General features: G+C 61.4%; 8 protein-coding genes. 6 read left to right on the top strand and 2 right to left on the bottom strand.

The genetic code is table 11. The features are described from left to right. The 4 genes from ACP7B0_RS18150 to ACP7B0_RS18135 all read left to right on the top strand — a co-directional run bounded on the left by ACP7B0_RS18150 (position 1) and on the right by ACP7B0_RS18135 (position 4792). On the top strand, positions 1-546 hold the full coding sequence (locus tag ACP7B0_RS18150; RefSeq protein WP_426142903.1) for an NUDIX hydrolase: 546 nt from the start codon (positions 1-3) through the stop codon (positions 544-546). Positions 547-724: 178 nt separating this feature from the next. Beyond that, entirely contained in the window at positions 725-1096 is a 372-nt protein-coding gene (locus ACP7B0_RS18145; RefSeq protein WP_426142902.1) for a translation initiation factor Sui1, read from the top strand. 138 nt (positions 1097-1234) lie between these two features. Then, entirely contained in the window at positions 1235-3148 is a 1914-nt protein-coding gene (speA, locus tag ACP7B0_RS18140) for an arginine decarboxylase (RefSeq protein WP_426142901.1), read from the top strand. Between the two features lie 249 nt (positions 3149-3397). Continuing rightward, positions 3398-4792 (top strand): type VI secretion system Vgr family protein, encoded by a 1395-nt coding sequence (locus ACP7B0_RS18135; RefSeq protein ID WP_426142900.1) that lies wholly within the window; start codon positions 3398-3400, stop codon positions 4790-4792. A 14-nt stretch (positions 4793-4806) separates the two neighbouring features. Here the strand turns inward: ACP7B0_RS18135 and ACP7B0_RS18130 are convergent, their stop codons facing one another. Beyond that, positions 4807-6156 carry an MATE family efflux transporter gene (locus tag ACP7B0_RS18130; protein ID WP_426142899.1) on the bottom strand — a complete coding sequence of 450 codons (1350 nt, stop codon included), beginning with the start codon at positions 6154-6156 and terminating at the stop codon, positions 4807-4809. 379 nt (positions 6157-6535) lie between these two features. Here ACP7B0_RS18130 and ACP7B0_RS18125 point away from each other — a divergent pair, with 379 nt between their 5' ends. Continuing rightward, positions 6536-11494 (top strand): alpha-2-macroglobulin family protein, encoded by a 4959-nt coding sequence (locus ACP7B0_RS18125; protein WP_426142898.1) that lies wholly within the window; start codon positions 6536-6538, stop codon positions 11492-11494. Positions 11495-11606: 112 nt separating this feature from the next. Here ACP7B0_RS18125 and ACP7B0_RS18120 read toward each other — a convergent pair whose 3' ends face one another. After that, entirely contained in the window at positions 11607-11900 is a 294-nt protein-coding gene (locus ACP7B0_RS18120) for a hypothetical protein (RefSeq protein WP_426142897.1), read from the bottom strand. 212 nt (positions 11901-12112) lie between these two features. Between ACP7B0_RS18120 and pbpC the strand changes: the two genes are divergently transcribed. Next, positions 12113-14404 (top strand): peptidoglycan glycosyltransferase PbpC, encoded by a 2292-nt coding sequence (pbpC, locus tag ACP7B0_RS18115; protein WP_426143094.1) that lies wholly within the window; start codon positions 12113-12115, stop codon positions 14402-14404. Positions 14405-14455 lie beyond the last annotated feature (51 nt).

The following is a 14455-nucleotide window of genomic DNA, read 5'->3' as shown; positions in this document are numbered from 1 at the left end:
ATGTCGTTCTCAGCCAATGAAACCGCGCACCGCGCCGCCTCCGATGCCGAGCAGATCGCCTGGGTCGATGCTCAGGACCACTTGCTCGGCTCCATGGAGCGGGCGGAGCTTCGCGAGCGCGGCCTGATTGGCCGTGGCACTTACATTCTGGTGTTCAATTCTGCGGGCGATTTGTGTGTTCACCGTCGCACCTTGAGCAAGGCCATTTATCCCGGTTATTGGGATGTTGCTGCAGGCGGGATGGTGCAAGCGGATGAAAGTTATGCCGAATCCGCCGCCCGTGAATTGGCCGAAGAGCTGGGCGTCAATGGCGTGGCGTTACGCGCCCATGAGCAGTTTTTTTTCGATCAGCCGGGCAATCGGCTGTGGTGCGCCGTGTTTTCGGCGGTCTGGGACGGGCCGTTGACGTTACAGCCCGAAGAGGTGCTGGAAGCGCGTTTTATCCCGGTTGAGCAAGTGCTGCGCGAAACCGAGGCAAAGCCTTATTGCCCGGACTCTTTGGCGGCCTTGAAGCGCTATCTGGCCAACGTCGCGAAGGGTGAATGAATTGGCGCACATTAGCCCTTAGCAACCGGGCTTTTTGCCGTTACACTGCGCGACCTTTTCAAGCTGGCCGGGGTGATCCGGTCAGTTGCGCTGCCCCTGCATGAGTGGGGCTTCGCGGTCGACAACGGCGTCCATGCTCATGTCGACTGGTCTTCGGTCCTCAACAAGAGGATGTGCAGTGGCAAAAAAAGCCGCTTCATTCGCCGCGCTGGGTGGTCTGGTGTTTTCCACTGACGCGGGACGCCATTGTCCCGACTGTCGTCAGCCCGTCGACGCCTGTATCTGCAAAAAGACGGTGATCCCCGAAGGTGACGGCATCGCCCGCGTGCGTCGCGAAAGCAAAGGTCGCGGCGGCAAGACGGTGACGACGATCACGGGCGTCCCTCTGGCGGAAGACGCCCTCAAGGATCTGGCCAAAACCCTCAAGCAGCGCTGCGGCACCGGCGGTTCACTCAAGGAGGGCGTGATCGAGATTCAGGGTGATCATGTGGAGCTGCTGTTGGCCGAACTGGCTAAACAGGGCTTCAAGGCCAAGAAGTCCGGCGGTTGACCGGCGCTTCTAAACTCTGCCCCTCGCCGCCGGTCTACTAGCGGTGACGAGTTGGCGCCAAACCGTCATTTTCACTCTTTACACTGCGCCGAGCCCGATTTTCGGCTGGCGCTATCTGACTTTTTATAGGGGACGTTGATGTCCGTACGACGCACACGCAAAGACGATGGCAGCCAATGGACAGTTGCGGACAGCCGCAGTGTTTACGGGATACGCCATTGGGGGGCCGGTTATTTCGCGATCAACGAAGCGGGTCGCGTTGAGGTTCGTCCCAATGGTCCGAGCAGTTCGCCCATCGACTTGTACGAGCAGGTCGACAACCTGCGTAAAAGCGGTTTGTCCCTGCCATTGCTGGTGCGTTTCCCCGACATCCTGCAAGACCGCGTTCGCCAGTTGACCGGCGCGTTTGACGAGAACATTGCGCGCCTTGGCTATCAGAGCAAGTACACCGCGCTGTATCCCATCAAGGTCAACCAGCAGGAAGCCGTGGTCGAGAACATCATTGCCACTCAAGACGTTTCCATCGGTCTTGAAGCCGGTTCCAAGCCGGAGCTGATGGCGGTGCTCGCTTTGGCGCCGAAAGGCGGCACCATCGTGTGCAACGGTTACAAGGACCGTGAATTCATTCGTCTGGCGCTCATGGGTCAGAAGCTGGGTCACAACGTGTTCATCGTGATCGAGAAAGAATCCGAAGTTGAACTGGTGATCGAAGAAGCCGCCGACCTGAAGGTCGCACCGCAAGTGGGGCTGCGCGTTCGCCTGTCGTCGCTGGCATCCAGCAAGTGGGCTGACACCGGTGGCGAGAAGTCCAAGTTCGGCTTGTCTGCCGCGCAACTGCTTTCGGTGGTCGAGCGCTTCCGCAAGGCCGGTCTGGATCAGGGCATTCGTCTGTTGCACTTCCACATGGGTTCACAGATCGCCAATCTGGCTGACTATCAGCACGGCTTCAAGGAAGCGATTCGTTACTACGGCGAGTTGCGCAACCTGGGTCTGCCGGTGGACCACATCGACGTGGGCGGCGGTCTGGGCGTTGATTACGACGGCACCCACTCGCGCAACGCCAGCTCCATCAACTACGACATGGACGATTACGCCGGTGTCGTGGTCGGCATGCTCAAGGAGTTCTGCGATGCGCAGGGCTTGCCGCATCCGAATATTTTCTCCGAAAGTGGCCGCTCGCTGACCGCCCACCACGCCATGCTGGTGGTGCAGGTCACTGACGTCGAGAAGCACAACGACGAAGTGCCGAAGATCGAAGACAAGGAAAGCCTGCCGGAAACCGTGCAATGGCTGGTGGACCTGCTGGGCCCGACCGATATCGAGATGGTCACCGAAACCTACTGGCGCGCCACGCACTACATGAGCGATATCGCCACCCAGTACGCCGATGGCAAGATCGGTCTGGCTCAGAAAGCCCTGGCCGAGCAATGCTACTTCTCGGTTTGCCGCCGTCTGCACAACTCGCTCAAGGCGCGTCAGCGTTCCCACCGCCAGGTGCTGGACGAACTCAACGATAAGCTGGCTGACAAGTACATCTGCAATTTCTCGGTGTTCCAGAGCCTGCCCGACACCTGGGCAATCGGCCAGGTCCTGCCGATCCTGCCGCTGCACCGCCTGAACGAAGAACCGCTGCGCCGTGCCGTGCTGCAAGACCTGACGTGCGACTCCGACGGCAAGATCAAGCAGTACGTGGACGAGCAGAGCATCGAAACCAGCCTGCCGGTTCACGCCTTGAACGAAGGTGAAGACTACCTGCTGGGTATCTTCCTGGTGGGCGCGTATCAGGAAATTCTGGGAGACATGCACAACCTGTTCGGTGATACCGACTCGGTGAACATCTACCAGAATCCGGACGGCAGCGTTTACCACGCAGGCATCGAGACCCACGACACCATCGAAGACATGCTGCGCTACGTGCACTTGTCGCCGGAAGAACTGATGACCCACTACCGGGACAAAGTCGCCAGCGCCAAAATCTCCCCGCGCGAGCGCACCCAATACCTGGACGCGCTGCGTCTTGGTTTGACGCGCTCTTCTTACCTGTCCTCGTAATTCCCTGGCAGTCCCACCTGTGTAGCGCGCTGGCCCGGGCAAGCGCGCTACACAGGGGTCGGCACCGGATCAACTGCCAGGTTGAATCCGGTGTCAAGGACCCGCCTGAGTCATACGGCTACCCAAATCGGATGCTGTAATCCGAATTCCTTTCTTCTGTAGGCAACTTCCTAATCTGCGTTTCGCTCTCTACCCCGAGCATGTTCTCGGCCAGAATTCCCGGCCGCGTACACGTAGAGAAGCCCGCCCATGCATCAGGAACCGCACTTTCGCCTCGACATCGCCCTGGTTGCGAGCGGCTTGCAGGTGCTGTCTTTCAGCGGGACGGAGGGGATCAGTCAACTGTTTCGTCTTGAGCTGGAAGTGTTGGTCGATGACCCTGAACTGGACCCGAACAGCCTGATGTACCGGTCGGCGTTCCTGCATTTCAAGGGGCGCAAGCTGGGTGTTCACGGGCAGATTCAGGGCGTGGAACGCAGTCATTTCAGGCCAGGCCCCGCGTGCTACCAACTGACGATCGGGCCACGGCTTGCCTGCCTTGGGCAGCGTTACAATCCCCGCGTCTTTCAGGGTATGACGGCACCGCAGATTATCAGTCGGGTGTTGCTCGAACACGGTATTCGCGAGGACAGCTATCGGTTTGATCTCAAAACAGAATGCCGGGTGAGGGATCACTGCGCGCAATACCGTGAGTCCGACCTGCAACTGGTCCAGCGCCTGTGCAGTGAGGAGCGTATTCACTATCACTTCCGGCATTCGCCCCAAGGCCATGAACTGGTTTTCGGCGATGGCCTGCGCGGGTTTCGTCCCGTGCCGACGGCGCAATTTTCGGATATGCCCCTGCACGCCGGTGTCAGCCGTTTTTCGGTGAACACCTCCGGCGTGGATCGCTCGCTGCAGGTGGCTGCCGGGGAGAGCACCTTGCCGTTTGTGGCCGCCGGGCATCTGATGCCACTCAAGGGGCATCCGGTGGTGGCGTTCAACCACCTATGGCTGGTGACGGCCGTTGAGCATCGTGGCTTTGACCCACGGCAACTGGGTGCGCGCCGGGGCAGCGACGCCGCGCTCTATCTCAATCGGTTTAAGGCGACACCCTGGGAAAACGGTTTCACGCCTGAACCCGTCAAACGCCCCGCGGTTGCGGATATCCAGCGTGCATGCATCGTGGGGCTGGCGGGCGAGCCAGCCATTTATGATGCGCTCGGGCGAGTAAAAGCCCGGTTCGACTGGGGGTATCAGGGGGGCGGTGCGTCATACGGCGAGTGTTGGTTGCCTGTCGCCGCGAAGCTGGTGGCGATATTGCGCGGCGGTATGCAGGTGGTGGTGGGTTTTATGGATGAGGATCTTGACCAACCCATTGTAATGGCCACGCTTCGGCAGCCCGAAGACACCCCCGCCGTACTTCCGGGCGTGCCCCGGACCTGGACACTCGAAGCGAACGTGCCGCCGCAGTTTATCGGTGATGAACGCTGCATTCAGTTGAGGGGAGGGCCGCGTATCACTTATCAGGTGGGCAGCGAGTGGTCAGTCAGGGTGGGCGACAGCAGTATCAGTCTCGACGCCGATGGCTTGAAGCTGGTCAGCCCGCAGATTCTCTTTGCGGCGGCAAGCCAGCCGCCCCCTGTGGATGAAACCGAATCCTGACGGGATGCCGTCGCTCAGTGGGCGGGCCCGCTGAACCACTCCCCCGTCTTGTTCAACTGCCATGCGGTGACGCCCAGCGTGGCCCCACGAATCAACATGAACAGTAACAGCGTCAGCCACAGCCCATGGTTACCCAGGCTTTGGGCAGCGTAGGCGACGGGGGCGATGAGGATCACGCTGAGCAGCATGGCGTTACGCATCTCGCGGGCCCGCGTGGCCCCAATGAATAATCCGTCAAGCAGATAACTCCAGACCGCCAGCAAGGGGAGGGCGGCAAGGTACGGCAGGTAGATAAAGGCGGTTGCGCGCACGTCCGGGATATCGGTCTGCATCTGGATAAACAAATGCCCGGCAACCGAGAACAGCAGGGCGAACGCCAGGCTTGCAATCAGCGACCAGCCCCCGGCCACCGTCAGCGAGCGGCGCAGGGCGCGTCGGTTGCGTGCGCCGATGGCGTGACCACATAAAGCCTCGACGGCATGGGCCAGGCCATCCAGCGCGTGGGCGGTCAGCAGCAGGCCGTTGAGCAGCAAGGCGTTGGCAGCCACGGTGGCATCGCCCAACCGGGCCCCTTGCACGGTGATCAGGAAAAACACCGATTGCAGCGCCAGACTGCGAATGAAAATATCGCGATTGACCGCCAGCAAGGGCCGCCAGTTGTGCCAGCGCTTTAGCGCCCCCCAGGCGATCTGTCCTGACCAGGTGCGCAAGGTTTTCCGTGCCAGCACCAGACCCAGCAGTGCACCGGTCCACTCAGCCAGCACCGAGGCGCGCGCGGAGCCCACCACGCCCCAGTCCAGGCCGATCACGAACCAGAGATTCAGGGTGATATTGACCAGATTGGTGGTCAGCAGAATCGCCAGGGGTGCCCTGGCGTTCTGCGTGCCGAGGAACCAGCCCACCAGCGCGTAACCGGCCAGGGCGGCGGGAAGGCCAAAAAGCCGGGTGTGGAAAAAGTCCTCGGTCAGCGATTGCAGGTCGGCGGACGGTTGCATCATGTTCAGTGCCATGTGACTGAACGGCAGGCCGACAACGCCCAGCAGTGCCGCCAGCCCCATCGCCAGCAGCAGGCCTTGCAACAGAATCTGCCGCAACGCTGCCCCGTCGCTGCGCCCGGCCGCCTGCGAAGCAAAGCCGGTGGTGCCCATGCGCAGGAAACCCATGGTCCAGGCCAGAAACGTGTACAGCGTCGCGCCCACCGCCACGGCACCCAACTGATGGGCGTGGGGCAGATGACCGATCACGGCGCTGTCTACCAGCGCCACCAGGGGCACGGAGATATTGGACAGAATCATCGGTGCCGCCAGCGCCCAGACCTTTTGATGGGTGGGGCGGTGGCGCCAGTCGTCAAGCAAAGTGGACATGAAGGCTCCCGGGCAAGGCGGGCATTGTAGAGAGCAATGGACGTCTACAAAACCGTTGGCGCGAAGCGTGCCCGTGAACGCTCTTTTGGGGCGATAAATTTGTAACGGGTGTACAGGCTTCTTCGCAGGCAAGCCTCGCTCCAGCGAGATCTGCATCGCGGCTTGATGCCGTTGGGGATTCTATGTTCATCGGCGAATCCGAACGTGACCTTCTCGACATCTTCCCGGATGAGTCCGGTCCTACAGAGGTTGGTTGCTTTTAGCCTGCGGGACGCTGAGAACAACGTCTCAATCCCAATGTCTATTTTTTGCGCCGCATCATGTCGAACGTCCGGCTGCTATAGTAGCGTCCTCTCAATCGTCGCCCTATGAGTGTCCCATGCTTAACAAAGGATTGTTTCTGGCTTGCGCGCTTGCGCTGCTGAGCGCCTGCGATTCCTCCACACAAGACAAGCAGGCCCCGGTTTCTGCGCCAGCCAGCGGGTCAGTGGCCGGTGAATCGAGCCAGCCCAGGCCGGCGGTGGACATTCCTGCGCTGAGCCAGCGGTATGCCGGGCGGGAGCTGACGGTCGTTGACGTGTCAGAAATCCAGGTCGAGGGTGCCAGCACCTTGTCGGTAAGTTTTTCCGTACCGCTGGACCCGGAGCAGAAGTTTGCTGAAAAACTGCATCTGGTGGACAGCAAGAGCGGCAAGGTTGACGGCGCGTGGGAGCTGTCGGACAACCTGATGGAACTGCGGCTGCGGCATCTGGAGCCTCAGCGCAAACTGGTACTGACCGTTGATGCTGGCCTTCTGGCCGTCAATAAGGCCACCTTGGCCGCCGAGTTTACCAGCCGCCTTGAAACCAAGGACCTGCAGGCAACGGTGGGCTTCGCCAGTCGTGGCAGCCTGTTGCCGACCCGTTTGGCCGAAGGCCTGCCGGTGATCGCCTTGAACGTCGACAAGGTCAATGTCGAGTTCTTCCGGATAAAATCCGAAGCCTTGCCTGCGTTTCTGAGTCAGTGGGGTGGCGCTTCCAGCGTGCAGAGCTACAACTCCGAAGAGCTTCTGGCCCGGGCCGATCTGGTTTACGGCGCGCGCTTCGACTTGAACCCGGCGCGCAACACGCGGGAAACCGTGCTGTTGCCCATTGCGGGTATCAAGGCATTGCAGCAGCCGGGCGTTTATCTGGCCGTGATGAAAGCGGCAGGCAGCTACAGTTATTCGAATCCGGCCACAGTATTTACCCTGAGCGACATTGGCTTGTCGGTGCATCGCTACGCCAATCGTCTGGACGCATTCACTCAGGCGCTGGAAGGGGGCAAGGCCCTGAGCGACATCGACCTGGCGCTCTACGACAGCGATGGCAAAATCGTCGGTCAGGCCAAAACCGACTCGGCGGGCCACGCCGAGCTGCCGCTTTCAGCCAAGGCGGCATTGGTGCTGGCCCATAAAGACGAACAGACCAGCATGCTGCGTCTGGACAGTGCTGCACTGGATCTGGCGGAATTCAACATCACTGGGCCAAAGGCTCATGCCCTGCAATTCTTTATCTTCGGCCCGCGGGATCTGTATCGCCCCGGCGAAACCGTGCTGCTCAATGGGTTGCTGCGCGATAACGATGGCAAGGAGGTAAAGCCGCAACCGGTCACGGTGGAAGTGCGTCGCCCGGACGAGCAAGTCAGCCGCAAGTTTGTGTGGGACGCCGACAAGACCGGGCTTTATCAGTATCAACTGCAGCTGTCTGATGAAGCGCCCACCGGGCGCTGGCAATTGGTGTTCGACCTGGGCGACGGCAAGCCGCAGCTGTACGAGTTTCAGGTAGAAGACTTTCTTCCCGAACGCATGGCGCTGGAAATCAAAGCCAGCGACAGCCCGATTGCCCCTGCGGACAACGCAGTGTTCGACGTGACCGGTCGTTATCTGTACGGCGCTCCGGCCTCTGGCAATAACCTGACGGGCCTGCTTTACGTGCGCCCCCTGCGTGACGCGGTGCCTGCGTTGCCGGGCTATCAGTTCGGTTCGATCACTGAAGAAGAGCTCAAGCAGGATCTGGAGATCGACGCCAGTACCCTGGACGAACAGGGCAAGCTGAGCATCGATGTGCCAAGCCAATGGTCCAATGCCAGATCGCCCCTGCAACTGATTCTGCAAGCCAGCCTGCAAGAGTCTGGCGGTCGGCCGATCACCCGGCGTGTGGTGCAACCGGTCTGGCCCGCAGAGCAATTGCCCGGTGTGCGTGCATTGTTTGGCAGCGACACCACGAGCGGCGAAGGCGAGGACGATGACACCAACGGTCTGGCCCAGACCGATGGCGACGGCCCGGCCGAATTTGAAGTGCTGGTGGCTGACAGCGCAGGCAACAAACTGGCCGCGGATAACCTCAAGGTTCGCCTGATTCGTGAGCGTCGCGACTATTACTGGAATTACTCGGACAGCGATGGCTGGAGCTATCACTACAACGAGAAGTACCTGAATCTCAGCGAAGAAACCGTCAGCATCAAGCAGGGCTCGACCGCCAAGGTCACGTTCCCGGTTGAATGGGGCCCTTACCGAGTCGAAGTCGAAGACCCGCAAACCGGGCTGGTCAGCAGCATGCGCTTCTGGGCCGGTTATCAGTGGCAGGACAACGCCGACGGCGGCGCGGTGCGGCCCGATCAGGTCAAGCTGGCACTGGACAAACCGGCCTATGCCGATGGCGATACCGTAAAAGTCACTGTGACGCCACCGTCGGCAGGCAAGGGTTATCTGCTGGTGGAATCCAGCGAGGGGCCGCTGTGGTGGCAGGAAATCGACGTGCCGGCTGAGGGCAAGGCGTTCGATATCCCGCTGGACAAGACATGGACGCGCCATGACCTGTATGTCAGCGCGCTGGTGATTCGCCCCGGCGAGCGCAAAGCCAATGTCACGCCCAAGCGTGCTGTAGGCGTATTGCATTTGCCGCTGGATCGCACCCAACGCAAGCTGGCGCTGAGCATCACGGCGCCGGAAAAAATGCGTCCGCAGCAACCGCTGAAACTCAAGGTGATCGCTAAAAATGCTGACGGCAGTGTGCCCAAGGACGTGCATGTACTGGTATCGGCGGTAGACGTCGGCATCCTTAATATCACCCGCTATGCGACACCTGATCCGTTCGCCAGCCTGTTCGGTCGCAAGTCCTATGGCGCGGATCAACTGGACGTCTACGGGCAGTTGATCGAGGCTGGCCGCAACCGTCTGGCATCCCTGGCCTTCGGGGGCGATGCGGCGCTGGCCAAAGGCGGCAAACGACCTGAAACCAGCGTCACTATTGTTGCCCTGCAAAGCGCGCCGGTGACACTGAACGAACAGGGCGAAGGCGAAGTCAGCGTGGACATCCCGGATTTCAATGGCGAACTGCGCGTCATGGCGCAGGCCTGGACCGGTGAACGCTATGGGATGGCCGAGGCAAAAACCGTGGTGGCTGCGCCGATCATTGCCGAGCTGTCGGCCCCGCGTTTCCTGGCGGGTGGCGATCAGACGACAGTGGCCCTGGATGTTTCCAATCTGTCCGGCAAGGCTCAGGTGCTGAACGTGCAACTGAGCGCGGACGGACAACTGAGCTTGGCCGACGGCGAGTTCACCCAGCGCGTGCCCTTGGCACAGGATCAGCGCAAGACACTGCGTATTCCGGTCAAGGCACTGGGCGGCTTCGGCCAGGGCAAGATCAAGGTGCTGGTGCAAGGCCTCGATCTTCCGGGCGAAAACCTGCCGCCGTTCACTCGCGAATGGACCCTTGGCGTCCGGCCGGCCTACCCGGCGCTGCTCAAGCACTACCGTGCGGCCATCACCGATCAGCCGTGGAACCTGCCGGAGGGCGCACTGGAAGCGTTCGAACCTGCCGGGCGTGAAGCCTTGCTGGCAGTGTCGAGTCGTCCTCCCCTGAACCTGGGTGAGCAGATTCGTGCGCTCAAGGCGTATCCCTATGGCTGTCTTGAGCAAACCGCCAGCGGCTTGTACCCCTCGCTGTACGCCGATGCGGCAACCCTCAAGCGTCTGGGCCTAAAGGGTGAGCCGGAAGCGGATCGCAAGCGCAGCGTGGAAATCGGCATCGAGCGTCTGTTGGGCATGCAGCGCTATAACGGCAGCTTTGGTCTGTGGAGCGCCGACGGAGAAGAGGAGTACTGGCTCACGGCTTACGTGACCGATTTCCTGTCTCGGGCCCGGGATCAAGGTTTCGCGGTCCCTCCCGAAGCGCTGAAAAAAGCCAACGAACGGCTGCTGCGTTATTTGCAGGAGCGCAATCAGATCGAGGTCAGCTACAGCGAAAACGCCGAACATACGCGCTTTGCCGTGCAGGCTTATGCCGGTCTGGTGTTGTCCCGCAGCCAGCAAGCGCCATTGGGCGCGCTGCGCAGCCTGTTCGACCGTCGCACTGACGCACGTTCCGGTCTGCCGCTGGTGCAGCTGTCCATCGCCCTGGAAAAAATGGGCGACAAGCCGCGTGCAGATCAGGCGATGCTGGCCGGTCTCGCGGCAGGACGCCAGGCCAACGAATGGCTCGCCGACTACGGCAGTCCCCTACGCGATCAGGCATTGATCCTGGCCTTGCTGGAAGAAAACCACTTGGCAGCGGACAGGCGCGATCAGCGACTGTTTGCGCTGGCGGATGAAGTCGCGGCCAACCGTTATCTGTCGACTCAGGAGCGCAACTCGCTGTTCCTCGCGGGGCGGGATTTGCTGGGCAAACCGGAGAAGAACTGGAAAGCGCTCCTCACCAGCGGCAACCAGACCAGTGAGATCAACACTGCCAATCCGGGCCTGAAGCTGGAGGGCGCGTTGCTGGCTTCGCCGATGTCCTTGCAGAATGAGAGCGGCGAGACGCTGTATCAGCAGTTGACGATTTCCGGTTATCCATCCAAGCCACCCACGGCGGGGGGTGAAAACCTGAGCATCCGTCGCGAATACCTGAGCCTGAACGGCGAAGAGGCCGACCTGGATTCGTTGAAAAGCGGTCAGTTGTTGCTGGTGCACATCGAAGTCAAAGCCAGACAGCGGGTGCCGGATGCATTGGTGGTCGATTTGTTGCCAGCCGGTCTGGAGCTGGAAAACCAGAACCTTGCGCAGGCAGCGGCCAGCCTTGATGACGCCAGCGAGTCGGTCAAGCAATGGAAGACCTCCATGGAGAATGCCGGGGTCAAACATCAGGAGTACCGCGCCGACCGTTATGTCGCCGCCCTGGATTTGAATGGCGACAGCACTGTGCATTTGCTGTATCTGGCCCGCGCGGTCACACCGGGTGTCTATCGTGTGCCGCCGCCGCAAGTGGAGTCGATGTATCGGCCGAACTGGCAGGCGCTGGGTGAAGCGCCGGCGCAGATGGTGGTGAAGGGTAAATAGTTAGCTTCTGTTGGAGCGAGGCGTGCCCGCGAAGCGTCGGTTCAGGCGATAAACAGGTCGCCTGGAATTGCGATTCGCGGGCAAGCCTCGCTCCAACGGTGTTCGGCTCAAATCAATGAATAATCCAGCTCAACAGCCACAGCCCCAACACCAGCCAGATAATGCCGGCGACGATCGAGGCGCGCATGAAGGCGCGGATAGCCGAGTACAGCAGCATCAGCCCGACAATCAACGCCAGAATGCTGATCAGGGAAGTGTCCATGCCCAGTGTGCGTGACAAGCCGTCGACGAAATTGCCGCCCGCGTGAGTGAACAGATTGAATATCCATTCCAGCCCATCGACGATGAAGCGGATCACCGCGCCGAGCGCCTGGCCAAGCCATTCGAAAAAGCTTTCTACCTGCATATGTACTTCCTGATGGGGTTCGTGGAAAAACGCGCCTGTTCGCTTTGGCTGTTCATTAGAGCAGCGAGTTCCGTGGATGATAAAGGCTCTTTGCCTTGAAGCTGCGAATATCGTCAGGTGACTGGCGCGGGAGCTTGAAGTCCGCAACCTCTGCGGTAGGTCATGCCTTCGGGCAAAAGCTGCTCAAACCTGGTCTTCGTATTCTGGGTGGCGTGTCGTTGGTCATCGCCCTGCTCTGGCTGGCCGACCGCATCTGGCCGCTCCCCCTGCCCGAAGACGATCTGGCCCGTGTGGTGCTCGCGGAAGATGGCACGCCCTTGTGGCGTTTTGCCGATGCCGATGGCGTCTGGCGTTATCCGGTGTCGGTCAGGCAGGTGTCGCCGTATTACATCGAAGCGTTGCTGACCTACGAGGATCGCTGGTTCTACAGCCATCCCGGCATCAACCCGCTGTCATTGGGCAGGGCGGCCTGGCAAAACCTGCGGGGCGCGCGTGTGGTATCGGGCGGCAGCACCTTGTCGATGCAGGTGGCGCGGCTGCTTGACCCTCACTCCCGAACCTTGCCCGGTAAAGCCCGTCAGTTGTGGCGCACCCTGCAACTGGAATGGCATTTGTCCAAGGACGAGATTCTCGGCATTTACCTTGATCGCGCGCCGTTTGGCGGGACGTTGCAGGGTGTCGCAGCGGCCAGTTGGGCGTATCTGGGCAAGTCGCCGCTGCAGATGACCCGCGCCGAAGCCGCGTTGCTGGCCGTGCTGCCCCAGGCGCCCAGCCGATTGCGGCCGGATCGCCATCCGCAACGTGCCCAGGCGGCCCGGGACAAAGTGCTCAGGCGTCTGGCCGAGTTTCAGGTCTGGCCGCAACGTGCCGTCAATGAGGCCCTGGAAGAGCCGCTGCTGCTGGCGCCCCGTCAGGAGCCGGCCCTTGCGCCCCTGTTGGCACGGCGTCTGAATCGTCCGAACAGCCCGCCTTTGATCCGCACCAACCTGGATGCGACGCTGCAACGAAGGCTTGAAGACCTGTTGCTGGGCTGGCGTGCCCGGTTGCCTGAGCGAACCTCTGCCGCGATTCTGGTGGTGGAGGCTCAAAACATGGCGGTGCGCGCTTACGTCGGTTCCGTGGACATCAATGACGTAAAGCGTTTCGGTCATGTGGACATGGTCAGAGCGTTGCGTTCACCCGGCTCGACCCTCAAGCCTTTCCTTTACGGAATGGCCATGGATGCCGGGTTGATTCATTCCGAGTCGTTGCTGCAGGACGTGCCGCGCCGATATGGCGATTACCGGCCGGGTAATTTTTCTGCGGGTTTCAGCGGTCCGGTGGCGGCCAGTTCTGCCTTGTCCATGTCGTTGAACCTGCCTGCGGTGCAACTGCTGGAAGCCTATGGCCCGAAACGCTTCGCCGCGCACATGCACAATGGCGGCGTGCCCCTGACCTTGCCCCCTCTTGCACAGCCCAGTCTTGCGCTGATCCTGGGGGGCGTCGGCAGTCGTCTGGAAGAGCTGGTCGGCGGTTACAGCGCCTTTGCGCGCGGAGGCAAAAGCGCCGACATCCGCCTGCAACCCGACGACCCTCTGCGGGAGCGACCCATGATGTCGCCGGGGGCGGCGTGGATCGTGCGCAAGATTCTGAGTGGCCATTCACGGCCCGACATGGACCCCCATGCGGACCTGGTGCAACGCCCGCAACTGGCGTGGAAGACCGGCACCAGTTATGGCTTTCGGGATGCCTGGGCCATAGGCGTCGGACCGCGTTTTCTGGTCGGCGTGTGGATCGGTCGCCCGGATGGCACGCCGGTGCCGGGGCAGTTCGGGCTCGCGTCGGCAGCGCCTTTGATGTTGCAGGTTCACGATGTGCTGACCAATCGCGACAGCCAGCGCGGCATCGTTGCGCCGGTCCAGCCCGTTCCACTGAATGTGGGGGTCGCGGCGATTTGCTGGCCTTTGGGGCAGCCCATGAGCAAGAACGATCCGAACTGCCGACGCCAGCGGTTCGCCTGGACCCTGGACGGCACGACACCGCCGACGTTGCAGGCCACCGATCAGCCATTGGGCCTGGGGTTACAGGAAAGAATCCTGGTCAATGCCAAGGGCCTTCGCGTCGGGTCTGGTTGTCCCGGTGCCGTGGCTCAGGACGTTGCCCTCTGGCCTGCGCCACTGGAACCCTGGCTGCCCCGTGCCGAGCGCCGCGAAGCGCGCTTGCCCGAGGCTGATCCGGATTGCCCGCCCCAAGGCCTGATGCTGGCTGCGCCGTTGACGATTGTCGGGGTGCGCGACGGGGACCATCTGCGCCTGCCAGCGGGCACGCATCAGGCCTTGCGCCTGAAGCTTTCCGCACTGGGCGGCAGCGGTCGTCGCTGGTGGTTCGTTGACGGCGCGCCCGCCGCGGATACCGCCAACCAGGACAGCTTCGGCCCGACCCTGACGCGCCTGGGCCGCTATGAACTCAGCGTGCTCGACGAAAGCGGTCAGACCGCCAGGGTCATCTTCGATGTGGTGGACTAGGCACTTCGGTGCCGATTGACCCTAAAGACCGTGTCCTGACCCGATCAATGC

Origin of the sequence: Pseudomonas sp. DWP3-1-2, assembly GCF_049896285.1 — a bacterium.
Taxonomy (GTDB): Bacteria; Pseudomonadota; Gammaproteobacteria; order Pseudomonadales; family Pseudomonadaceae; genus Aquipseudomonas.
This window is presented reverse-complemented; position numbering and strand designations above follow the sequence as displayed.

Coding starts and splice junctions, on each gene's coding strand:
- ACP7B0_RS18130 (WP_426142899.1), bottom strand. CDS start 6,156: ATGTCCACTTTGCTTGACGACTGGCGCCACCGCCCCACCCATCAAAAG.
- ACP7B0_RS18120 (WP_426142897.1), bottom strand. CDS start 11,900: ATGCAGGTAGAAAGCTTTTTCGAATGGCTTGGCCAGGCGCTCGGCGCG.
- speA (WP_426142901.1), top strand. CDS start 1,235: ATGTCCGTACGACGCACACGCAAAGACGATGGCAGCCAATGGACAGTT.
- ACP7B0_RS18135 (WP_426142900.1), top strand. CDS start 3,398: ATGCATCAGGAACCGCACTTTCGCCTCGACATCGCCCTGGTTGCGAGC.
- ACP7B0_RS18125 (WP_426142898.1), top strand. CDS start 6,536: ATGCTTAACAAAGGATTGTTTCTGGCTTGCGCGCTTGCGCTGCTGAGC.
- ACP7B0_RS18150 (WP_426142903.1), top strand. CDS start 1: ATGTCGTTCTCAGCCAATGAAACCGCGCACCGCGCCGCCTCCGATGCC.